Origin of the sequence: Spirillospora sp. NPDC052269 (assembly GCF_040679435.1) — a bacterium.
Taxonomy (GTDB): Bacteria; Actinomycetota; Actinomycetes; order Streptosporangiales; family Streptosporangiaceae; genus Spirillospora.
The window spans coordinates 261,004-283,376 of sequence record NZ_JBFAUU010000014.1; the positions used below are offsets into that span (position 1 = coordinate 261,004).

23 protein-coding genes are annotated in these 22,373 nt (G+C 72.2%); 17 read left to right on the forward strand and 6 right to left on the reverse strand.

Annotated features, from left to right (window positions below; translation table 11 throughout):
* Positions 1–30: 30 nt before the first annotated feature.
* Positions 31–504 carry an SRPBCC family protein gene (locus AB0L06_RS29265; protein ID WP_500234329.1) on the forward strand — a complete coding sequence of 158 codons (474 nt, stop codon included), beginning with the start codon at positions 31–33 and terminating at the stop codon, positions 502–504.
* Here the strand turns inward: AB0L06_RS29265 and AB0L06_RS29270 are convergent.
* Complete coding sequence (locus tag AB0L06_RS29270) at positions 465–1,430, reverse strand: GlxA family transcriptional regulator (RefSeq protein WP_500234330.1); 966 nt, start codon at positions 1,428–1,430, stop codon at positions 465–467. The two genes, AB0L06_RS29265 and AB0L06_RS29270, sit on opposite strands and share 40 nt — an antisense overlap.
* Positions 1,431–1,531: 101 nt before the next feature.
* Between AB0L06_RS29270 and AB0L06_RS29275 the strand changes: the two genes are divergently transcribed.
* From AB0L06_RS29275 to AB0L06_RS29310, 8 genes are all read left to right on the forward strand, one after another.
* Complete coding sequence (locus AB0L06_RS29275; RefSeq protein WP_500234331.1) at positions 1,532–2,497, forward strand: NADP-dependent oxidoreductase; 966 nt, start codon at positions 1,532–1,534, stop codon at positions 2,495–2,497.
* A 362-nt stretch (positions 2,498–2,859) separates the two neighbouring features.
* The gene (gene rplU / locus AB0L06_RS29280) at positions 2,860–3,174 is read left to right on the forward strand and encodes a 50S ribosomal protein L21 (RefSeq protein ID WP_500234332.1); all 315 of its coding nucleotides are present in this window, start codon (positions 2,860–2,862) and stop codon (positions 3,172–3,174) included.
* A gap of 12 nt (positions 3,175–3,186) precedes the next feature.
* Positions 3,187–3,444 carry a 50S ribosomal protein L27 gene (rpmA, locus tag AB0L06_RS29285; protein WP_026416249.1) on the forward strand — a complete coding sequence of 86 codons (258 nt, stop codon included), beginning with the start codon at positions 3,187–3,189 and terminating at the stop codon, positions 3,442–3,444.
* Between the two features lie 93 nt (positions 3,445–3,537).
* Positions 3,538–5,016: a GTPase ObgE gene (gene obgE / locus AB0L06_RS29290; RefSeq protein WP_500234362.1), complete on the forward strand. Its 1,479-nt coding sequence runs from the start codon at positions 3,538–3,540 to the stop codon at positions 5,014–5,016.
* A gap of 37 nt (positions 5,017–5,053) precedes the next feature.
* Positions 5,054–6,160, forward strand: a complete 1,107-nt coding sequence (proB, locus tag AB0L06_RS29295; RefSeq protein ID WP_500234333.1) for a glutamate 5-kinase — start codon at positions 5,054–5,056, stop codon at positions 6,158–6,160.
* A 60-nt stretch (positions 6,161–6,220) separates the two neighbouring features.
* Complete coding sequence (locus AB0L06_RS29300) at positions 6,221–7,492, forward strand: glutamate-5-semialdehyde dehydrogenase (RefSeq protein WP_500234334.1); 1,272 nt, start codon at positions 6,221–6,223, stop codon at positions 7,490–7,492.
* A gap of 146 nt (positions 7,493–7,638) precedes the next feature.
* The gene (locus AB0L06_RS29305; protein WP_500234335.1) at positions 7,639–9,399 is read left to right on the forward strand and encodes a TIGR03767 family metallophosphoesterase; all 1,761 of its coding nucleotides are present in this window, start codon (positions 7,639–7,641) and stop codon (positions 9,397–9,399) included.
* A gap of 124 nt (positions 9,400–9,523) precedes the next feature.
* The gene (locus tag AB0L06_RS29310; protein WP_500234336.1) at positions 9,524–10,243 is read left to right on the forward strand and encodes a TNT domain-containing protein; all 720 of its coding nucleotides are present in this window, start codon (positions 9,524–9,526) and stop codon (positions 10,241–10,243) included.
* A gap of 52 nt (positions 10,244–10,295) precedes the next feature.
* Here AB0L06_RS29310 and AB0L06_RS29315 read toward each other — a convergent pair whose 3' ends face one another.
* Positions 10,296–10,832, reverse strand: coding sequence for an NUDIX domain-containing protein (locus tag AB0L06_RS29315; RefSeq protein WP_500234337.1), 537 nt, complete (start codon positions 10,830–10,832; stop codon positions 10,296–10,298).
* Between the two features lie 295 nt (positions 10,833–11,127).
* Here AB0L06_RS29315 and AB0L06_RS29320 point away from each other — a divergent pair, with 295 nt between their 5' ends.
* Entirely contained in the window at positions 11,128–12,726 is a 1,599-nt protein-coding gene (locus tag AB0L06_RS29320) for a DUF7927 domain-containing protein (RefSeq protein WP_500234338.1), read from the forward strand.
* Positions 12,727–12,772: 46 nt separating this feature from the next.
* On the forward strand, positions 12,773–13,405 hold the full coding sequence (locus AB0L06_RS29325; RefSeq protein ID WP_500234363.1) for a formylglycine-generating enzyme family protein: 633 nt from the start codon (positions 12,773–12,775) through the stop codon (positions 13,403–13,405).
* Between the two features lie 106 nt (positions 13,406–13,511).
* Here AB0L06_RS29325 and AB0L06_RS29330 read toward each other — a convergent pair whose 3' ends face one another.
* Positions 13,512–14,474 carry a helix-turn-helix transcriptional regulator gene (locus AB0L06_RS29330; RefSeq protein WP_500234339.1) on the reverse strand — a complete coding sequence of 321 codons (963 nt, stop codon included), beginning with the start codon at positions 14,472–14,474 and terminating at the stop codon, positions 13,512–13,514.
* 12 nt (positions 14,475–14,486) lie between these two features.
* Positions 14,487–15,230 carry an alpha/beta fold hydrolase gene (locus tag AB0L06_RS29335; protein WP_500234340.1) on the reverse strand — a complete coding sequence of 248 codons (744 nt, stop codon included), beginning with the start codon at positions 15,228–15,230 and terminating at the stop codon, positions 14,487–14,489.
* 92 nt (positions 15,231–15,322) lie between these two features.
* Here AB0L06_RS29335 and AB0L06_RS29340 point away from each other — a divergent pair, with 92 nt between their 5' ends.
* Together AB0L06_RS29340 and AB0L06_RS29345 are read left to right on the forward strand one after the other, a co-directional pair.
* Complete coding sequence (locus AB0L06_RS29340; protein ID WP_500234341.1) at positions 15,323–15,724, forward strand: winged helix-turn-helix transcriptional regulator; 402 nt, start codon at positions 15,323–15,325, stop codon at positions 15,722–15,724.
* 38 nt (positions 15,725–15,762) lie between these two features.
* Entirely contained in the window at positions 15,763–16,866 is a 1,104-nt protein-coding gene (locus AB0L06_RS29345; protein ID WP_500234342.1) for an epoxide hydrolase family protein, read from the forward strand.
* Between the two features lie 25 nt (positions 16,867–16,891).
* Here AB0L06_RS29345 and AB0L06_RS29350 read toward each other — a convergent pair whose 3' ends face one another.
* Positions 16,892–17,575 (reverse strand): SDR family oxidoreductase, encoded by a 684-nt coding sequence (locus tag AB0L06_RS29350; RefSeq protein WP_500234343.1) that lies wholly within the window; start codon positions 17,573–17,575, stop codon positions 16,892–16,894.
* 175 nt (positions 17,576–17,750) lie between these two features.
* Positions 17,751–18,788: a M48 family metallopeptidase gene (locus AB0L06_RS29355; RefSeq protein WP_500234344.1), complete on the reverse strand. Its 1,038-nt coding sequence runs from the start codon at positions 18,786–18,788 to the stop codon at positions 17,751–17,753.
* Between the two features lie 238 nt (positions 18,789–19,026).
* Here AB0L06_RS29355 and AB0L06_RS29360 point away from each other — a divergent pair, with 238 nt between their 5' ends.
* From AB0L06_RS29360 to AB0L06_RS29375, 4 genes are all read left to right on the forward strand, one after another.
* A complete protein-coding gene (locus AB0L06_RS29360; RefSeq protein ID WP_500234345.1) occupies positions 19,027–20,352 on the forward strand; it encodes a phenylacetate--CoA ligase family protein in 1,326 nt (441 codons plus the stop codon).
* A 90-nt stretch (positions 20,353–20,442) separates the two neighbouring features.
* Complete coding sequence (gene nadD / locus AB0L06_RS29365) at positions 20,443–21,036, forward strand: nicotinate-nucleotide adenylyltransferase (RefSeq protein WP_500234346.1); 594 nt, start codon at positions 20,443–20,445, stop codon at positions 21,034–21,036.
* A 252-nt stretch (positions 21,037–21,288) separates the two neighbouring features.
* Entirely contained in the window at positions 21,289–21,699 is a 411-nt protein-coding gene (rsfS, locus tag AB0L06_RS29370) for a ribosome silencing factor (RefSeq protein WP_500234347.1), read from the forward strand.
* Positions 21,692–22,372: a histidine phosphatase family protein gene (locus AB0L06_RS29375; protein WP_500234348.1), complete on the forward strand. Its 681-nt coding sequence runs from the start codon at positions 21,692–21,694 to the stop codon at positions 22,370–22,372. The genes rsfS and AB0L06_RS29375 overlap by 8 nt, the downstream gene beginning before the upstream one ends.
* Position 22,373: the final 1 nt, after the last annotated feature.

Here is a 22,373-nt window from a genome sequence, read left to right on the forward strand (position 1 = left end):
CTCTCGAAGAGTGGAAGAGGAGCCTCTGCCATGGCCTCGGTACGGCAGGAGATCGTGATCGACGCGTCGCCCGAGCACGTGTGGGACGTCCTGCGCGACGTGGGCGCGGTGCATGAGCGGCTGCTTCCCGGACGCGTCGCCGACACCCGGATCGAGGGCGACCAGCGCTTCCTGACCTTCCCGGACGGCCATGTGATCCGCGAGCTGATCATCGGCGTCGACGACGACGCGCGCCGCCTGGCCTACGCGGTCGTGGAGGGCGCGCGGCCCGCGGTCGAGCGCCACCACGCGTCGTTCGAGGTCGTTCCGGAAGGTGAGGACGCCGCACGCCTGGTGTGGATCACGGACGTCCTGCCGCATGCCCTGGCGCCCGAGATCCGCGTCCGCACCGAGCGGGGCGCGGTGGAGATGAAGCGGGCGATCGAGGCCTCCGCACGGGCGGCTCGGCCCGCGGTGGACGGGGCTCAGGCGGCGGTGGGGCGGAACGTGCGCCGGTACGCCTGAGGCGGGACGCCGAGCGACGCCCGGAAGCGCTGGCGGAGGGCCGTCCCGGTGCCGAAGCCGGCGCGGCGGGCGACGACGTCCACGGGCAGGTCGGTGGCCTCGAGAAGGCGCCGGGCCAGGTCCAGGCGCTGGCCTGTGAGCCACTGACCTGGGCTGACACCCGTCTCGGCGCGGAAGTTCCGGGTGAAGGTGCGGACGCTGAGGCCCGCGTGCCCGGCCAGGTCGGTGAGGGTGAGCGGGTCCTCGAGGCGTTCCAGCGCCCACGCGCGGGTGGCGGCGAGCCCGCCGGGGCGGTCCTCCGGGACGGGACGCGGGATGTACTGCGCCTGGCCGCCGTCCCGCCACGGGGGAGTGACGCAGAGGCGCGCGACCCGGCCCGCCACCTCGCTGCCGTGGTCGCGCCGGACGAGGTGCAGGCACAGGTCGATCCCGGCGGTGACGCCCGCCGAGGTCAGCACGTCCCCGTCGTCCACGTAGAGGACGTCCGGGTCGACCCGGACGCCGGTGAACAGCCGCCGCAGCAGGTCGGCCTCGCCCCAGTGCGTGGTGGCCGGACGGCGGTCCAGCAGTCCGGCGGCGGCCAGCACGAACGCGCCGGTGCAGATCGCGACCAGGCGCGTCCCCGGCCGGACGGACGCGAGGGCGGCGTGCAGGTCGTCCGGCAGCGGCGCCCCGTTCCGCAGCGCGTCCAGGGCGTGCGAGGGCGGGATCACGACCGTGTCCGCCGAGGTCAGCAGGGACGCGTCGTGCTCCACGGTGATCGAGAAGTCGGCGTGCGCCCGGACCGGACGGCCGTCCAGGCTGCACGTGGCGACCTCGTAGAGCGGCTCCCCGGACGGCGAGGACGCCGCGCCGAGGATCCGCGCCGGGATGCCGAGTTCGAACGGGACGACGCCGTCCAGGGCCAGGACCGCAACACGATGCATGGCCCGATTCTTTCGTATCGCGTCCATCGGGCCACTCCCGGGCGGCCCGCCAGGCCGGGAACCTGGACCTGGTCGGTAATTCCGCAGGTCAGGAAGAGAACATGGCAGAGAACACTGCAGAGAAGACGATGCGCGCGGTCAGCCAGGACGAGCCGGGCGGCCCGGAGGTCCTGAAGATCATCGAGACGGCGCGGCCGGAGCCGGGGCCGGGGGAGGTCCTGGTCCGGGTGCACGCGGCCGGGGTCAACCCGGCCGACTGGAAGACCCGCGCGCGGGGCCTGTTCCCGGACGGGACGCGGCCGCCGTTCACCCTCGGGTGGGACGTGTCCGGGGTGGTGGAGGCCGTCGGATACGGCGTCGCGCTCTTCGCGCCGGGGGACGAGGTGTTCGGAATGCCCCGGTTCCCGCACCCCGCCGGGGCCTACGCCGAGTACGTGACCGCGCCCACCCGGCACTTCGCGCCCAAGCCCGCGAACCTTGATCACGTCCACGCCGCGGCGCTTCCGCTGGCCGCGCTCACCGCCTGGCAGGCGCTCGTGGACACCGCGGGCGTCCGGCCCGGCGAGCGCGTCCTGATCCACGCGGCGGCGGGCGGGGTCGGGCACCTGGCCGTCCAGATCGCCAAGGCCCGGGGCGCGTACGTGATCGGCACGGCCAGTGCGGCGAAGCACGACTTCCTGCGCGATCTCGGCGCGGACGAACTGGTCGACTATCGCGAGTCCGACTTCGCCGAGGTCGTCCGGGACGTCGATGTCGTCCTGGAGATGATGGGAGGCGACTACCCGGCCCGGTCCCTGGGGACCCTGAGGCGGGGCGGCCGGCTGGTCTCGATCCTCCCGCCGGACGCGTCGTGGCCCGCCGCCGAGGCCGAGGCCAAGGGCGTCAGGGCCGGTTTCGTCCTCGTCGAGCCCGATCACCACGGGCTCAGGGAGATCGCCGCCCTGGTCGAGGACGGCCGCCTCCAGGCGCGGGTCCAGGACGTCTTCCCGCTGGAGAAGGCCGCCGACGCGCACGCGTCGGGGGAGAGCGGTCGGACCGCGGGTAAAATCGTCCTGTCGGTCCGGTAGAGGTCCCTGAACGATCCTGGGGATGATCTCCGGTCCCGAGCGGCCGAAGGGCGCGCGTTCCAGGCGCCCCGGACGGTCCGCGCGGGTTCGCCTTACCCCAAGGCGTCCGGTAACCTTGACAGACGGCGCGTTGTCAGCGCGCCATCTCGACTTGCACTCGCGAGTGCCGCGGCGACGCGGCGGCGGTGCAGACACTCCGCCCGTCTGGGCGGGGAGGAGCAGAGAGCGCCCGTGGCCGTGAGGCCGTGTGGTGTGCCGTCCTCGGCCCCGGCCGGGGATAGGCCCTCAATCCCGGGGGCTGGTGAAGACCACGCGCGGGGCCGGTTCGATCCGGAAGCGCGCGTTGAACGAAGGGTTTCCGCGTGTACGCGATTGTCCGCGCAGGCGGGCGGCAGGAGAAGGTCGCCGAGGGCGACGTCCTGACCGTCGACAAGCTCAACGCCGAGGTCGGCGCGACGGTGACGTTCCCGGCGCTGCTGATCGTCGACGGCGCCAACATCGTCAGCAAGACGGCCGACCTGGCCTCCTACGAGGTCACCGCCGAGATCCTCGGCGCGGTCAAGGGCCCGAAGATCAACATCATGCACTACCGGAACAAGACCGGTTACAAGCGGCGCATGGGTCACCGTCAGCCGTACACCGAGGTCAAGATCACCGGTATCAAGGCCGGGAAGTAAGGGAGGCCCCGAATGGCACACAAGAAGGGCGCGTCGTCCAGCCGTAACGGCCGCGACTCCAACGCACAGCGTCTGGGTGTCAAGCGCTTCGGCGGCCAGCTGGTCAACGCCGGCGAGATCATCGTCCGTCAGCGCGGCACCCACTTCCACCCCGGCCCGGGCGTCGGCCGTGGCGGCGACGACACGCTGTTCGCGCTGGTCGCGGGCCACGTGCAGTTCCGCCGCTACCGTGGCCGCAACGCCGTGGCCATCGTCCCGCCGGCGGAGTAAGTCCGCCACGCAGCGACGTTAGAGAAGGGGCGGACCGATCTCGGTCCGCCCCTTTGCTTGTTTTCATTCCCACCAGGAGGATTCGTGGCCGCCATCACCGGAACCGGCGCGCAGTTCGTGGACCGGGTCGTGCTGCACGTGGTCGCCGGAAACGGCGGGCATGGCTGTGCCTCGGTCCACCGCGAGAAGTTCAAGCCGCTGGGCGGCCCCGACGGGGCCAACGGCGGCAACGGCGGTGACGTGATCCTCGAGGTGGACACCAACACCGCCAGCCTCCTCGACTACCACCGGCGCCCGCACCGCAAGGCCCCCAACGGCCGTCCGGGCCAGGGCGGGCACCGCACGGGCGCGAACGGCGAGCCGACCGTGCTCGCGGTGCCGGACGGCACGGTCGTGAAGGCGCCCGGCGGCGAGGTGCTGGCCGACCTGGTCGGCGAGGGCACCCGGTTCGTCGTCGCGCAGGGCGGACGCGGCGGGCTCGGTAACGCCGCGCTCTCGACCGCCAAGCGCAAGGCCCCCGGCTTCGCGCTGCTGGGCGAGCCCGGCGAGGAGCGCGACGTCGTCCTGGAGCTGAAGAGCGTCGCGGACGTGGCGCTCGTCGGCTTCCCGAGCGCGGGCAAGTCGTCGCTGATCGCGGCGCTGTCGGCGGCCAAGCCGAAGATCGCCGACTACCCCTTCACCACCCTGATCCCGAACCTGGGCGTGGTCAGCGCGGGCGACACCACCTTCACCGTCGCCGACGTCCCGGGCCTGATCGAGGGCGCCAGCGAGGGCAAGGGCCTCGGCCACGAGTTCCTCCGGCACATCGAGCGGTCCTCCACGCTCGCGCACGTCCTGGACTGCGCGACGCTGGAACCGAACCGCGACCCGATCTCCGACTTCGAGATCATCGAGAACGAGCTGCAGGCCTACGACCGGGTCCTCGGCGACCGCCCGCTGTCGGACCGTCCGCGCGTCGTCGTGCTGAACAAGGTCGACGTCCCGGACGGACGCGACCTCGCCGACATCGTCCGGCCCGAGTTCGAGAAGCGCGGGCTGAAGGTGTTCGAGGTGTCCGCCGCGACCCACGAGGGGCTGCGCGAGCTGTCGTTCGCCATGGCCGAGATGGTCAAGGAGTACCGGGCGAGCCTGCCGCCGGCGGAGCCGACGCGCCTGGTCATCCGCCCGGTGCCGGTCGGCGGGGACGTCGAGTACGAGGTCCGGCACGTCGGCGACAACACCTACCTGATCACCGGCGACAAGCCCGTCCGCTGGCTGAAGCAGACCGACTTCGCCAACGAGGAGGCCGTCGGCTACCTCGCGGACCGGCTCGCCCGCCTCGGGGTGGAGGAGGAGCTCGCCAAGGCGGGCGCGTCCGCCGGGGCCACGATCCTCATCGGCACCATGGAGGACGCGATCGTCTTCGACTGGGAGCCGGAGACCTCCGCCGCCGCGGTCGCCGAGTCCCCGCGCGGCACCGACCGGCGGTTCGACGCGGCCGCCGGGCACCGGCGCACCAACGTCGAGCGCCGCGCCGAGCTGGAGGCCAAGCGCGCCGCCCGCCGCGCCGGCTACACCGACGACGAGGACTGACCCGCGCCGAGCGCGGGCGACCCCCCCAGGAGGACTGGTGACCATCCGAAAGGCGATCGGCGACGCCCGGCGGATCGTGGTGAAGGCGGGCTCGTCCTCGCTGACGACCCCGCAGGGCACCATCGACGCCAACCGGATCGACGCGCTGGTGGACGTGCTGGCCGCGCGCCGCGCCGCCGGGACCGAGATCGTGTTCGTGTCGTCCGGCGCGATCGCCGCCGGGCTCGGCCCGCTCGGGCTGGCCCGGCGCCCGCGCGACCTGGCCACCCAGCAGGCCGCAGCGTCCGTCGGGCAGGGCCTGCTGGTCGCCCGGTACACCGCGTCGTTCGCGCGGTACGGGCTGACGGTCGGGCAGGTGCTGCTGACGCCCGAGGACATGATGCGCCGCTCGCACCACCGCAACGCGCAGCGCGCGGTCGGGCAGCTCCTCGCGCTCGGCATCGTCCCGATCGTGAACGAGAACGACACGGTCGCGACCGACGAGATACGGTTCGGCGACAACGACCGGCTCGCGGCGCTCGTCGCCCACCTGACCAGGGCGGACGCGCTCGTCCTGCTCTCCGACGTGGACGCCCTCTACACCGGCGACCCGGCGCGTCCGGGCGTGCGGCGGATCGACGAGGTGCGGTCGCCCGCCGACCTGGCGGGGATCGAGCTCGGCGGGTCCGGACGCGTCGGCACGGGCGGCATGATCACCAAGGTCGAGGCGGCGCGGATCGCGGGCGTCCCGGTCGTGCTGACCGACGCCGCGCGCGCCGCCGCCGCGCTCGCCGGGGATTCGGTCGGCACCTACTTCCACCCCGGCGACGCGCCGCGCATGTCGTCCCGGAACCTGTGGCTCGCGCACGCGACGACCGGGCAGGGACGCGTCGTGCTGGACGCGGGCGCCATCGAGGCGATCGTGCAGCGCCGCAAGTCGCTGCTGCCCGCCGGGGTCACCGGCGTCCAGGGCGAGTTCGCGGCGGGCGACCCGGTCGACCTGGTCGGCCCGGACGGCCTGGTCGTCGCGCGCGGCCTGGTCAACTACGACGCCGCCGAGATCCCCGAGCTGATGGGCCGCTCGACCCGCTGGCTGGCGCGCGAGCTGGGCCCGGAGTACGAACGCGAGGTCATCCACCGCGACCACCTGGTCGTCCTCGCCTGAACGGCGCTTTCACGGTCGATGGCCCGACCGAACCGCGGAAACCAGGAAAGGGGTTCGCCGATGAGCGAGCCGAGCAACGAAGAGCGGGACGCGTTCCTGCGTGTGGCCGAGTTCGGCCGGGCGGCGTCGGCGGAGCTGGCCCCGCTGCCGCGGGCGGCCAAGGACGCGGCGCTGCACGCGATCGCGGACGCGCTGACCGCCCGCGCCGACGAGATCGTCAAGGCGAACGCGGTCGACGTCGCGCGGGCGCGCGAGGCGGGCACGTCCGAGGCGATGATCGACCGGCTGGCGCTCAGCCGCGAGCGGGTCGAGGCGGTCGCCGCGGCCGTCCGGAACGTCGCCTCGCTGCCCGACCCGGTCGGCGAGACCGTGCGCGGGTACGTGCTGCCGAACGGCCTGTCGGTGCAGCAGGTCCGGGTGCCGCTGGGCGTCGTCGGGATCATCTACGAGGGCCGTCCGAACGTCACGGTGGACGCGGCGGCCCTGTGCCTGAAGAGCGGCAACGTGGCGCTGCTGCGCGGGTCGTCCTCGGCGTTCGAGTCGAACACCGCGCTGGTCGCGGTCATGCAGGACGCGCTGCGCGGCACGGACGTGCCGGAGGACGCCGTCCAGCTGGTGCCGGGCACCTCGCGCGAGTCGGTGAAGCACCTGATGCGGGCGCGCGGCCTGGTGGACGTGCTGATCCCGCGCGGCGGCGCGTCCCTGATCAACTCGGTCGTGCAGGAGTCGACCGTCCCGGTGATCGAGACCGGCGTCGGCAACTGCTCGGTGTACGTGGACGAGTTCGCCGACCTGGACATGGCGCTGTCGATCCTGGTGAACGCCAAGACGCAGCGTCCGTCGGTGTGCAACGCCGCTGAGACGGTCCTGATCCACGCGAACGTCGCGGACAAGTTCCTGCCGCGCGCGCTGGCGGCGCTCAAGGAGAAGGGCGTGACCGTCCACGGGGACGCGCTGGTCCGCGCCTACTCGCCGGACGTCGTCGCCGCCACCGAGGACGACTGGTACGCCGAGTACCTGTCGCTCGACATCGCCGCCCGGGTCGTCCCGTCCCTGGACGAGGCCGTCGCGCACATCCGCAAGTACGGGTCCGGGCACACCGAGGCGATCATCACCGACGCGCAGCCCGCCGCGAAGCGGTTCGTCGCGCTCGTCGACTCGGCCGCGGTGATGGTGAACGCCTCGACCCGGTTCACCGACGGCGAGGAGTTCGGCTTCGGCGCGGAGATCGGGATCTCGACGCAGAAGCTGCACGCGCGCGGTCCGATGGGCCTGCCGGAGCTGACGTCCACCAAGTACGTCGTCACAGGTGAGGGCCACACCCGCGGCTGACGCGCGGGAGTCGGACTGCGTGAGTTCGGCGAGTCCGGAACCGAGCGCCGCGTCCCCGGTCGGGGGCGCGGCGCTTCGCTTCGTGTGTGGAATGTGACAGATGTACTCTTGATGTAACTGTGCACGGTGTGGTCTGATTCACTCTCGTGAATCGTGCTTCGTCCCGTTCGGCGGGCGTCACCCGCCGCAGCGTCCTGCTGGGAGCGGGGGCCGCGGGTCTCGCGGTCTCCGGCCTGGCCGCCTTCCCCGCCCGTCCCGGCTTCGCCGCGTCCCCGCTCCGCGGCTCGGCCGCAGGGACGACCCTGGACCGGACGCTCGTCCTCGGTCGTCCCGGGACGGGCGGTTACCGGAAGATCGTCGCCGGTCCCGGCGAGCCTCACGTCCTGCGCCGCGACCTCGGCGGGACGGCCGCCGCCAAGCGCGTCGCCAACCGTCGCGGCCTGCTGGCCTTCGGGCAGCTCACCGACGTGCACATCGTGGACGCGCAGTCCCCGGGCCGGGTCGAGTTCCTGGACCGGATCAAGGACCTGGTGAGCGGGATCCCGACCGAGGGCGCGTACCGTCCGCAGGAGATCCTCACCACGCACGTCGCCGAGGCGATGGTCCGCGCGATGAACCGGGTCGGGCACGGCCCCGCGACCGGCCTCGGCCTCGCGTTCACCATCAACACCGGCGACGCCGCCGACAACACGCAGTACAACGAGCTGCGCTGGATCATCGACCTGCTCGACGGCCGCGCCATCACCCCCGACTCCGGCGACCTGCGCCGCTACGAGGGCGTGATGGACGGCGTCGGCTACAGCGCCGCCTACTGGCACCCGGACGGCCCGCCGCCCGGCCACGCCGCCGACCAGGCGCTCGCGAAGTACGGCTTCCCGCGCGTCCCGGGCCTGCTCGACGCGGCCCGCCGCCCCTTCAAGGCGACCGGCCTGCGCACCCCGTGGCTCGCCGCGTTCGGCAACCACGACGGCCTCATGCAGGGCAACCTCCCGCCGAACCCGCTGCTCGCGATGCTCGCGACCGGCGGCACGAAGATCGTCGCGCCCGCCGACGCCGCCCAGGCCGACAAGCTGGCGCGCATCCTGCGGAACGGCAACGCCGGCGACTTCGCGCGGCTCGCCGCGCAGTCCAACGGCGGGTTGTTCCGGCAGGTCACCGCCGACCCGAAGCGCCGCGTCCTGTCGCGGGCCGAGGTCGTCCGCGAGCACTTCAACACCTCGTCCGGACTGCGCGGCCACGGCTTCACCCTCGAGAACGTGCTCAAGGGCACCGCCTACTACGGCTTCGACCAGGGAGTCGTCCGCGGGCTCGTCCTGGACACGGTCAACCCGAACGGCTACTCGGAGGGCTCGCTCGACAAGGCCCAGCTCGCCTGGCTCGAGGCGCAGCTCAAGGCCGGCAGCCGGACGTATTACGACACCGCCGGCAAGAAGGTCTCGCACAACGTCAAGGACCGGCTGTTCGTCCTGTTCAGCCACCACACGATCGCGTCGATGAAGAACTCCCTCGGCGGCGGGCGCGTCCTGGGCGACGAGGTCAAGGCGCTGCTGCTGCGCTTCCCGAACGTCGTCCTGTGGGTGAACGGCCACACGCACGTCAACCAGGTCACCCCGCACCCGCGGCAGGGCGGCGGCGGGTTCTGGGAGGTCAACACGGCCGCCCACATCGACTACCCGCAGCAGTCCCGCGTCGTCGAGATCGCCGACAACCGCGACGGCACGCTCTCGGTCTTCGCGACCGTCCTCGACACGGCGGGCCCGGAGTCGCACACGAGTCTCGGCGATCCGGTCTCGCTGGCGTCCCTGTCGCGTGAGCTCTCGGGCAACGACTGGCAGGACGACCCACAGCACCGCCGCGGCAAGACCGAGGACCGCAACGTCGAGCTCCTCGTCCCGGCGCCCTTCTAGGCGCTACGCACACGAACGCGAACCCCGGGTAGCCGAATGTGGCCGCCCGGGGTTCTTGTCACCGAGCGTGTTCGCTCCCATCCTTGGCGTGGTCATCAGTCCCACCCGTCACGGAAGGCGGACCATGCCTCATCTGCGCCACCTGCGACATCGACTTGCCTGGCTGCTCGCGGCCTTCACCCTGCTCGCCGGACCGGTCGCCGCGTCCCCGGCGTCCGCCGCCGAGCCCGACCCGCCGTCCGCGCCCGCTGAGTCGTTCGCGGAGTCGTCCGTCCCACTCCAGCCTCCCGGGCCCGTCCGCGGGTGCTCGGCCGCCGACTACGGCGACGACGCGCGTCTCGGCCCGGCCGTCCTGCCCGACCGCGGCGTGGTCGGACGCGAACTGCACGGCTACCGGCGCTTCGGAGCGCTGAGCGAGTCGGCCTTCATGAAGAAGTACTGGGACTCGTCGGCGAACGGCTGGCGCTACCCGCCCGCCGACGGCTTCCTCCTCGGCCGGAACGGCAAGCCGGTCAAGCACGTCCGCCGCCTCCGCGTGAACCTGCGCGTCGACCGCTTCGGCAGTGAGTACGGCGGCTTCCTCGCGCCCTACGGCACCCGCTACGCGTTGCGCTCCATCCCGCCGCAGAGCCTGGACAACACGCAGGACCCGGCGAGCTGCAACTGGCGCGCCTACCGCGTCCTGCGCGCCTTCAAGGTCGAGGCGGGCCCGATCGCCCCGGCGTTCGCCCAGCCCGGCCACGGTGTCCAGTACATGCTGGACGGCGCCCTCGTCTCCGGCGCCCCGACCCGGCTGAACGTCCTGTGGCTGGTCAACAACGGCTACCTCGCCCGCCTGTTCTGACCCGGGAACCGGACGGCCGGACGCCATCACGCGCGTCCGGCCGTCGGCGTGTTCAGAGCCCGCGCATCATCAGCAGCGCGTAGGCCGCCACGCTCGCGTCGTCGGTGATCTCGCCGCGCAGCACCATGTCCTGGAACTGGGCGCGGGAGAAGAACCCCTGCCGCATGTCCTGCTCCTCGGGCTCGCGCTCGTGCGGCCCCTGCTCCAGCTCGGTCGCCGCGAACACGTTGAACCCGTTGGTGGACGACCCGAACGACGCGTGCAGGAACCCGAGGTGCCGCAGTCTCCCGGCCCGCAGCCCCGTCTCCTGGACGAGCTCGGCCCGCGCCAGCTCCTCCGGATCCCCGTCGGCCCGGTTCGGGAACGACCCCTGCGGGAAGTTCCAGCACCGCTTCCCGACCGGGTACCGGAACTCCTCGACCATCACGAACCCGTCGTCCTGCATGGGGATGACCAGGGCGAAGTCCGGCCGGTCGATGACCCCGTAGATCCCCCGCGACCCGTCCGCCCGCTCGACCTCGTCCTCGCGGAGAAGGATCCAGGGGTTCTCGTACACGACCCGGCTGCTCACCTGCCTGATGCTGCTCATGCCCGTCATCATCCCGGACCCCGTGGGCCTCCCACCACGATTGCCGGCCCCACCCGCCGCACTTCCGGCCGTCCTTTCCGTCCCACCGAAAGGACGGACGAAATCGGCATTCTCGCCGCGTGCGCGGAGCGGCGTCCGGCTGCAGGGCGTGCCCCTGAGGCGTCGCAGAAGTCGGAATCATGGCGGAAAGTCGAGTACTTCGGAAAGGGGAATGTCGGCCTGGGTGCGGATGGTGCGTGCCAAGTGATCGCCTTGCTTTGAGTCGGAGGTGACTCTCCAGAGGAATGGAGAGAACATGACATTGTCGAGATTCATGCGGCATATGCGGGGCGCCCGCGGAGCGGCGGTCGGGGTGGCCGTCGCGACCGTGGTCTCAGCGCTTCCCGCGGCCGCCGTCGCCGCGCCGGGCAAGCCACCGCCCAGGCCGCACACCAAGAGGGCCGCGTCGCCGAGGGCGCTCGAGGAATACGTCCGGGAGACCTTCAAGGGCGCGACCGCCGATCCCCGGTTCCACGGGTTCGAGGCCTCCTGCCTGACCGGTGCGCCCCGGACCTCGCCGCCGTCGGGGATCCACCACCCGCTCGCCGGCTGCTCCGACTACCTCGGGCCGGGCGTGCCGCCCGGGAGCGCCGCGCCGCACGGGTACCTGCAGCTGACCGACGCCGGGAACGACCGTGAGGGGTCGGTGCTGTTCGACACGCCGATCCCGTCCAAGGACGGCCTGCGGGTCACCTTCGAGCAGTGGCAGTACGCCACGACCACGGGGATCCCCGCCGACGGCATCTCGTTCTTCCTCACCGACGGGACGCACGATCTGGCCAACCCGGGTCCGTTCGGCGGCAGCCTCGGCTACGCGCAGAAGTGGCCGGACGACAACCCGAGCCTGCCGTTCCTGCCCGGTGTCGGGCACGGGTACGTGGGCGTCGGCCTGGACGTCCTGGGCAACTACTTCGGCGACTGGGAGCACCGCGGCAACGGCTGCCCCACGCGCTCGCCCGCGGGCACCACCATCCGTGTTCCGGCCCCGGGCCAGAACATGGTGACGGTGCGCGGGCCGGGCAACGGAACATCGGGCTACTGCTGGCTGGACGCCACGACGTCGAACAAGAGCACCACGCCGCCGTGGCCGTCCACCCTGCCCGGGCAGTTGCAGGGACCGATCATGTCCCTGCCCCCGGGCGTCACGCCCCAGGAGGCCGAGGCCCTTCTCGAGCCGAGCAAGCGGACCGTCCGGATCGAGATCACGCCGGCGCCCGACCCGAAGATGTCGGTCGACATCGACTTCAACGACGGCGCCGGCTTCCAACGGGTGCTCGACTTCGACGCGCCCACACCGGTGCCGGACAGCTACCGGTTCGGGTTCGGCGCGTCCACCGGACTGTGGACCGACGTCCACCTGATCCGGAACCTGGTCGTGGAGTCGGAACGCCCGCCGGTGCCTCCGCCGCCACCTCCGCCGCCGCCTCCGCCCCCGCCGCCTCCGCCGGGGCACCGCCCGCAGCTGGCCCTGTCGAAGGAGGCCGAGCCGTTCAGCGTCCGGCCCGGGCAGCGCATCCGCTACACGATCACCGCGCGCAACGTCGGACGCGGCGACTTCATCGGGCCGCACTCCGCGTACTTCACCGACAACCTGCGAAGACTCCTGCAGTACGCGCGGTACGACCAGGACGCGAGAGCCAGCAGCGGGTCGGTGAGCTTCCGCGACGGCATCCTGCACTGGAGCGGCCCGCTGCGCAGCGGGCAACGGGCGACCATCACGTTCAGCGTGACCGTCAAGCGAAGCACCAGAGGCGGAACGCGCATCCGCAACAGGGCCGCCTCGGCCCTGCAACCGAACTGCCGCGCCGAGTGCAGGACGGTCACACCCGTCCTGCCGCGCGGCCCGATGAAGTAAGGGAGGGGACGGTTCGCACGCCCGCCGGGCCTACGATCACGACGTGATGATCGACATCCCGGCGGGCACGGTGACCCTGTCCGACCGGCGGACGCGACGCAGCTGGCCGGTCGAGCTGGGCGCCTTCCAGATCGCCGCGCTGCCCGTGACCCAGGAGCTGTACGCCCGGGTCACGGGCGGCCGTCCGTCCGCGGCGTCCGGGGACCTGCTGCCCGTCGAGAACGTCTCCTGGTGGGACGCGGTCCACTTCTGCAACACCCTGTCCGAGCAGGAGGGCCTCGCGCCCGCCTACCGCGTCCACGGCGACGAGGCCGAATGGGACCGGTCCGCCGACGGATACCGGCTCCCCACCGAGGCCGAATGGGAGTACGCCTGCCACGCGGGCACGAGTGGTCCCCACTACGCCCCGCTGGACGAGATCGCCTGGTATCGCGAGAACTCCGGCGAACGCCCCCACGAGGTCGGCGCCAAACGGCCCAACCCCTGGGGCCTGTACGACATGCTCGGCAACGTCTGGAACTGGTGCTGGGACTTCTACGACCCCGAGGTGTACGGCACCTACCGCGTCCTACGGGGCGGTGGATGGTTCGACGAGCACTGGAGCTGCCGAGCCTCAGCGCGCCGCCGCAGCCACCCCACCTATCGCGTCGACGACGTCGGCTTCCGCCTCGCCCGCTGAGGCGAACCGCTCAGGAGCCGGTGAACCCCAGGTCCCCAGGAAGCCCGGCCTCTGGACGAGTTGCCGCAGCAGCCCCTGGGCGGTGACCGTCTGGCGCTCGTAGCGATCAGGGACCGGCTTCGGTCACGGCGGCCGCCTCGGCCGCGCGGACGGCCAGCTCACGCAGGTGGTCGACCAGCTCGGGCGGCGAGTGCACCTCGAACCGGCAGCCGAGCATCAGCAGCCGGTTCGCGAGCCACGGGACGGTGTCGGCCCGGCCGCGCAACCGGCAGCTGGACGCGTCGACCGGCGTGACCTCGTCCGGGTCGACGCGCAGCGCCCGGACCGCGTCCGCCGCGGGCATGTGCAGCGTCGCGTCCACTTCGTGGGTCGGGACGATCGAGTACAGCTTGTCCTGGACGAACGAGGCCGCGTCCCCGCCCGGGACGTCCCGTTCCGCACAGCGCTGCCCGGTCCGGGCGGGTTCGGAGATGCGGTCGACGCGGAACACCCGCCAGTCGTCCCGGCCGTCGTCGTAGGCCACCAGATACCAGCGCCGCCGCACCGGGACGAGCCGGTGCGGCTCCACCACGCGCCGCTCGTCCCGGAACAGGAAACGCAGCCGTTCCCCGGCCGCCGCCGCCCCCGCGATCACCGCGAGGACGCCCGGGTCGACGCTCGGCGCGTCCGGCTCGGGGACCGGCGCGTCGACCACGTCGCCGAGCGCCGACACCCGATGCCGCAGCCGGGACGGCAGCACCTGTTCCAGCTTCGCCAGCGCCCGGACGGCCGCGGGCCCGATGCCCTCGACGGGCTGCCCGCCGACCGTCCGCAGGCTCACCGCGACGGCGATCGCCTCGTCGTCGTCCAGCAGCAGCGGCGGCATCGCGGCGCCCGCGACCAGCCGGTATCCGCCGTCCGGGCCCATCGTGGTCTCGACCGGGTAGCCGAGGTCGCGCAGCCGCTCGACGTCCCGCCGGACGGTCCGTGTCGTGACGTCCAGCCGTCCGGCCAGCTCGGTCGCCGACCATCGCCGCGGCGTCTGGAGGTGCGACAGCAGTCGGAGCAGACGCGACGAGGTCTCGGTCATATCGGGCGGATACTACTCGTCCAGGAAAGGCTCGACCTGGGCGAGCACCTCCGCCGTCCGCTGCCACCCGCCCAGGTGGTCGGCGTCCGCGACGGAGAAGAACCCCGCGCCGTTCTCCTCGGCGTAGCGCCGCATCGGTCCGTGCCAGGGATCGGCGGTGCCCGCGTACATCAGTGTCCGAACCCCGGACGCGGCCAGCGCCGGACCCGCGCCCGGCTCGCGAGCGAACGCCTCGTAGTTCGCCCGCAGCGCGCCCGCGTTCGCCGACGCGATCACATCAGCCTGCGCCGCCTCCCTCGCCGCACCCTCCTTGACCAGCCCGTACGGGTCGGTGTCGGCGGGCAGCCCGAGCGCGGTCAGCGTCGGCGCGATGGCCGACCGGAACCCGCTGATCGGATCGAACGCCCCCGCGACCAGCCGCGAAAGCCGCTCCGGCGCGTGCGCCGCGACCGCGTATCCGGTGAGCGCGCCCATCGAGTACCCCCAGAACGCGACCCGCTCCACGCCCAGGTCGTCCAGGACGGCCACGACCGATGCAGCCCGCCGCTCCATCCCGTAGTCGGACGGTTCAAGCAACGCCTCACTGTCGCCCAGCCCCAGCGGATCCATGGTGATCACGGTGTGGCGGGCGGCCAGCGCGGCCGTGTAGCCGGCGAGCTTCCAATGCGCCCCGATCTGGAACATCCCCGGGTGCAGAAGCACCGGCGACCCGTCCCCCGAGACCTCGTAGGCGACCTTCCCCCGCGCGAACGGCATACCTGTCTCCCCCTGCTTTGTCCTGCAACGTTACGACCTGTAACGGGCTTCATCCTGAAGCAGAATCGGACGTTCCAAAAGGAGGCACTTTCTTGTCCCAACGGAACACCGCGATAACAGACCAGGTGGCGGAGGCCCCGGGAGCGGCCGGGGAGGCGTGCCCGCTGCGCGAGGTCCTCGCGCTGATCGGCGACAAGTGGAGCGCGCAGATCCTGGTGGAACTCGGCGACGGCCCGCGCCGCTTCACGCAGCTCGAACGGGCCATCGAAGGCGTCAGCCGCCGGATGCTGACGCTCAGCCTCCGCAACCTCGAACGGAACGGCCTGGTCACCCGGACCGTCCACCCGGACGCGCCGCCGCGCGTCGAGTACGCGACGACCCCGCTCATCGAGGACATCCGTGAGTCCCTGGAGGCCCTCTCGGCCTGGGCGCGCAGAGTCGGCCCCGAGATCGCGGACGCGCGCCGGACCTACGACGAAAGGAAGGCCGTGTAGGAACGATCCTGACCTACTCGGTTCGTAACGTCGTTCCCATGAGCAACGAGATCCGTCCGTTCCGCATCGACATTCCGCAGGCCGACATCGACGACCTGAACGACCGCCTCGCGCGCACGCGGTGGGGCGCGCAACTGCCCGGCGACGGCTGGGACAGGGGAGTGCCGGTCGCATTCATGAAGGAGCTCGCCGAGTACTGGCGCACCGGCTTCGACTGGCGCGCGCAGGAGGCGCGGTTCAACGAGTTCCCGCAGTTCATGACGGAGATCGACGGATACGACGTGCACTTCCTGCACGTCCGGTCGGACGACCCGGACGCGCTGCCCGTCCTCCTCGCGCACGGCTGGCCCAACTCGTTCGTCGAGTTCGCGGAACTGATCCGCCCGCTGACCGAGCGCGACTTCCACGTCGTCGTCCCGAGCCTGCCGGGCTTCGGCTTCTCCGCCGCGCCGCGCGAGACGACCGGCTGGGGCGCGGCGCGCGTCGCGCGGATGTGGGCCGAGCTGATGAGCCGCCTCGGCTGCGACCGGTACGGCGTCGAAGGCGGCGACTTCGGGGCGTACGTCGCCCCCGAGATGGCCAAGGCGGCGCCGGACGCCGTCGTCGGCGTGTACATCGTCAGCGGCCTCGGCTTCCCCACCGAGCAGGACGTCCCGGACATGCTGCCCGAGGAGAAGGCCCAGTACGACCTCATGCAGCAGTGGATGGGGGCCGAGGTCCTCGACCACCACCACGTCAACCGCCTCGCGCCCCAGACCTTCGCCTACGGCTGGAACGACTCGCCGACCACCGCGCTCGCCTGGATGACCCACAAGTTCAACGACTTCGCCACCGGCGCCTTCGACGCCGTCGACCGCGACCTGTTCCTGGCGAACGTCAGCCTGTACTGGTTCACGCGGTCGTTCGGGACGGCCGCCTGGCCGTACTACGGCAAGGGCAAGGACATGAGCTGGCCGGAGGGACAGAAGAATGTCCCTTCCGGGACCTACAGCGGTCCCCCCGGCATCCGCCGCCTCGCCGAGCGCACCAACGAGATCGTCCACTGGGGCGAGGGCAACCCGGGCACGCACCACTTCGTGGCGATGGAGGAACCGGACGCCTTCGCGGCCGACATGAGGATCTTCTTCGACAAGGTCCGCTAGCCGTCGACCGGCCGGCGAGGCCGGTTCACCAGGCGATCGGACGGCCGTCGCGGAAGAATCCGCCGGTCGGGCCGTCATCCGGAAGGGTGGCGGCCCAGACGATCCCCGCCGCGCCCTCCGCGACCGGACGCCCGCCCGGCCCGCCCATGTCCGTCGCGACCCAGCCGGGGCAGACCGCGTTCACCAGGATCCCGTCCGGCCGCAGCTCGGCGGCCAGCATCCGGGTCAGCGCGTTCAGCCCGACCTTGGTCGTGGTGTACGCGGGCGTGCCGCCCGTCATGTCGTTCAGCGACGCGATCCCGCTCGACACGTTCACGATCCGCCCGCCGGACGAACCGCGCCGCAGCAGCGGCAGGAACGCCTGGACCATCCGCCACGGCCCGTACAGGTTGGTCTCGGCCGCCTCGCGCACCACGTCCAGGTCGGCGTTCACCGCGCGCTGCCAGGTGTCGTAGTGGATCGCCGCGTTGTTGACCAGCGCGTCCAACCCGCCGAGCCGCTTGTCGACCTCGGTCACGGCGGCCTCGACGTCCTGCGCGGACGTCACGTCCAGCCGGACGGGCACAGCGCGTTCTCCCAGCTCAGTGGCCGTTTGCTCCGCCGCGTCCAGCGACCGGGCCGCGACCACCACGGTGTGCCCCGACCCGACGAGTTGCCGGGCGACCTCTCGTCCGATGCCCCGGTTCGCCCCCGTGACCAACGCGATCATCCGTCCACGCTCCCTTTCCGACGGCCGACATGATCTTGATCGGTGGGCCGGCCCGATGTCCAATGCCGCCGGTCATGCCCAACCGGCATGAAGCCGCGCGAATCCTGACGTCGCACCTGTGGAACGCGAAGACGGCCGCCGCGCTCTCGCGCGACGGCCGTCCTGCGGAAGAGCGTCAGTCGGAGGAGGAGCCCCCGCCGTTCGTGCGCCGCCCGATCCGGTCGAACAGGCCGCCCGCCGCGTTGGCCGCCGCGTCCGCGATGTCGCGGACCTTCCCGACGAACGGGTCGGCGCTGGCCTCCCAGGACTCGCGGTACGCCCGGGCCGCGTTCTTGACCTCGTCGCTGATCGAGGCGCTGGAGTCGTCGTCGCGGCGCGGGTAGTTCCCGGCCAGGATGCTCTCGTACTCGCCCTCGCGCGCCCACTTGTCGACCTCGGCGAACCGGATCACCGAGTACGGGTGCGACTGGTTGAGCAGGTTCAGGAACTTCAGGAACCCGTCCCGGACGTCCCCGGCCGCGTCGTACTCGCGCGCCTGCGCGAGGAACGCCTCGGCGTTCATCTCCGACAGCCGGGTGCCGCCCGCCAGCTTCATCATGACGCGCTTGGCGGCCTCGAGGTCCTGCCCGCAGAGCAGGCCGGCGCGGTCGGCCGACAGCTCGGCCTTCCGGAACCACTCGCGCAGCCCCATGATGATCGCCGCGATCCCGATGTTGCCGAGCGGCAGCCACGCCAGCCGCGACCCGAGCTGCATGAGGATCATCATCATCGTCTGGTACACCGCGTGCCCGGACAGGATGTGCCCGACCTCGTGCGCGATGACGAAGCGCAGCTCCTCGTCGTCGTGCAGGTCGAGCAGCCCGGTCGTCACGACGATGAACGGGTGGTCGGAGCCGATCGCCATCGCGTTGGCGCGCGGGTCCTGCGTGACGTAGATCTCGGGGACCTCGGGCAGGTCCAGGATGTAGGCGGCGTCGCGGACCATGTCGTGCAGGTTGCGGAACTGGTCCTCGCCCGCGCGGACGGCCCCGCCGAGGAAGGTCAGCCGGATGGCCCGCTCGTTGAAGAGCCCCGACATCTTCCGCAGGACGACGTCGAACCCCGAGAGCGAGCGCAGCGCCACCAGCGCCGAGCGGTCAGCGGGGTGTTCGTAGGCCCGGGAGCTGATCCCGGGGAAGCGCGTGCGTGCTCGGTCCGGTGTGTTGGTCGTCATGTCCGGCATGGTAATTCCGACGAACGCGGGGAAGCCCAGGTTCCCGGACGGCGCGTCCGACACCGGCCCCTCCTTCCTGGTCCGACACCGCCCCCGGGGTCCCCGTTCCCTCCTCCGACACGGATCCGAACCCTGGGTGGAGGTCTGGACTTACCGAACGACCGGTCAATAAAGTCGGGCGCCCGGAGCGTGTGACGCGCTTCACGCCCTGACGGACGACATGGACGAGGAGGCGCGGATGTTCGACCCCAAGGCCGAGGCGATGTCCGTCGACGAGCGGGCCGCGCTGCAGCGGCACCGCCTGTGGGGGATGATCGACCGGCTCCTCGCGGCGGACGGCCCGCAGGGGCGGCGGCTTCGCGAGGCCGGGATCGACGGCGGCGCGGACGTCCACCTGAACGACCTGCCCAGCCTGCCCTTCACCACGAAGCAGCAGCTCTGGGACGCCTACCCGTTCGGCATGGTCGCCGTCCCGCAGGAGCAGGTCGCGGCCGTGCACGGGTCGTCCGGCACCCAGGGACGTCCGACGCTCGTCGCCTACACCCGCGCCGACCTGGACCTGTGGGCCTCCATGTGCGCGCGGTCGCTGGCCTGCGCCGGGGCCGACACGGGCAGCATCGTCCACAACGCCTACGGATACGGGCTGTTCACCGGCGGCATGGGCGTCCACCAGGGCGCGGTGAAGTTCGGCGCGACCGTCGTCCCCATGTCGGGTGGCATGACCGACCGCCAGGTGCGGATGATCGCCGACCTGCGTCCGGACATCCTGACCTGCACGCCCGCGTACGCGCTGCGGCTCGGCGAGGCGGCGGCCGAGCTCGGCGCGGACGTGTCGTCCCTCAAGGCCGGGATCTTCGGCGCGGAACCGTGGTCGGAGGAGCTGCGCACCGCGATCCAGGCCGTCCTGCCGCTGAAGGCGCTCGACATCTACGGCCTGTCCGAGATCATCGGCCCGGGCGTCGCGACCGAGTGCCTGGAGCAGAACGGCCTGCACGTCAACGAGGACCACTTCATCGTCGAGGCCGTCGACCCCGTGACCGGCGAGGCCGTCCCGGACGGCGCCCCCGGCGAGCTGGTCTTCACCACGCCGACCAAGCAGGCCCTGCCGCTCGTGCGGTACCGGACGGGCGACGTGGCGTCCCTCACCCGCGGCGACTGCGACTGCGGCCGGACCCTCGTGCGCATGAGCAAGGTCATGGGCCGCGTGGACGACATGCTCGTCGTCCGCGGCGTGAACGTGTACCCGAGCGAGATCGAACGCGTCCTGCTCGGCTCCGGCCTGGTCGCCCCGCACTACCAGATCGTCGTGGACCGCCGCGAGGAGGCCGCCGTCCGCATCGTCGTGGCCTGCGAGGCGGTGTCGCCGGACGACCCGGCCGCCGAGCTCGTCCGCCTCCTGCGCGAGGCCCTCGGCCTGCACGCGGACGTCGCCGTCCTGCCCGCCGGGGACGTCCCGCGCGTCGAGGTGGGCAAGGCCGTCCGGGTCGTCCAGTGGACCGAGGGCGACCCACCCCTCCCCGGCCTCGCGGGCCCCTTCGACCAGGGCCTTCCCGGATCGGACTGACCCGCCGCTCGTCCGCCCCGCGATCCGCCCGCCCGACCGCCCCAGGACCCGCCGCCCGAGCGCTTCGCGCCGCTGGCTATTCTCGTCGGCATGACGCAAAAGCGGCGTTTGGGGATCATGGGTGGCACGTTCGACCCGATCCACCACGGCCACCTGGTGGCGGCGAGCGAGGTGGCGCACTTCTTCGCGCTGGACGAGGTGATCTTCGTCCCCACCGGGCTCTCGTCGCACAAGCCCGACCAGAAGGTCACCCCGGCCGAGGACCGCTACCTGATGGCGGTGATCGCCACCGCGTCCAACCCGCGGTTCTCGGTCAGCCGCATAGACATCGACCGGTCCGGCCCCACCTACACGGTGGACACGCTCCGCGACATGCACGCCATCCACGGTGAGGACAACGAGTTCTTCTTCATCACCGGCGCGGACGCGCTGGCCAAGATGCTCGACTGGCACGACACCGAGGAGCTGTTCGAGCTCGCCCACTTCGTCGGCGTCACCCGCCCCGGCCACCGGCTGACCGATCCCGGCCTCCCGGACGGCCGCGTCAGCCTGATGGAGGTCCCGGCACTCGCGATCTCCTCCACCGAGTGCCGCGACCGCGTGCGCGCGGGGGAGCCGATCTGGTACCTCGTCCCGGACGGCATCGTCCAGTACATCAACAAGCGCGGCCTCTACCGCGACTGATCAAGCCCCTCGCGCCGCCCCCGCCCCCGCCTGATCAAGCTCCTCCCGCCGACCCCGTCTGATCACCTCCGCCGCAGGGTCCCGGACACCGCGTCCGGAAAAGCGGTGGCGGACGCCCCATACCCTGGAAGGCGACACCGTCGCGGGCCGTCCCGGCCCGTTCGCGGGGACACGACGACACGGGGGAGCCGGCCACACGCCGTGAGAGGCTGTTGCCGGACACACCCCCACAGGGAGGATCACGAGCGCACCGTGACCGCATCCGACAGGGCCGCCGAGCTGGTCCGGATCGCCGCCGAGGCGGCGGGCGACAAGCTGGCCGACGAAATCATTGCCTACGACGTGAGCGAGCAGCTCGTCATCACCGACGCGTTCGTGCTGTGCTCCGCCCCCAACGACCGCCAGGTCCGCTCGATCGTGGACGAGGTGGAGCGGCGCCTGCGCGAGGAGGCCGGGGCCAAGCCCGTCCGCCGCGAGGGCGAGCGCGAGGGCCGCTGGGTCCTGCTCGACTACGCCGACGTGATCGTGCACGTCCAGCACGAGGAGGAGCGCGTCTTCTACGCCCTCGAGCGGCTGTGGAAGGACTGCCCGACCATCGAACTGCCCGAGGACGTCAACGCGCACATGGCGCAGCGCGCCCGGTCGGCGGTCCCTGGTGAGTGACCCCTCCACCGCGAGGAACGAGGGGGAGGCGCCGGTCGCGCGCCGCGAGCCCGGACGCCGCCGGATCGTCCTGTGGCGGCACGGGCAGACGGCCTGGAACGTCGAGCGGCGCTTCCAGGGCAAGACCGACGTCCCCCTGGACGAGACGGGCGTCGAGCAGGCGCGGCGGGCGGCCCGGCTGCTCGCCGCGCTCCGGCCGACGACGATCGTGTCGTCCACCCTCGTGCGCGCGCGGGACACCGCGCAGAGCCTCGCCGACCTGACCGGCCTGCCGGTCGCCTTCGACCCGGAGCTGATCGAGCGGGACGGCGGCGAGTGGGAGGGGCTCAGCGACCGGGAGATCCGCGAGCGGTACCCGGAGGAGCGCGTCCGCTGGGAGCCGCCGGGCGGCGAGACCAGCCCGCAGGTCGCCAAGCGCGTCGGCGCCGCCCTGGAACGGCACGCCACCGCCCTCGAGCCCGACGGCGTCCTCGTCGTCGCCTCGCACGGCGCGTCCCTGCGGCTCGGCCTCGCCCACATGCTCGGCCTCCCCGAGGACGTGTGGGACCGCCTCGGCGGTCTGTCCAACTGCTGCTGGTCGGTCCTCACCGAGATGCGGGACGGTGGCTGGCGGCTCGCCGAGCACAACGCGGGCACCCTGCCGGAGCCCGTCCTGGGCGACGACCGCGCCTGAC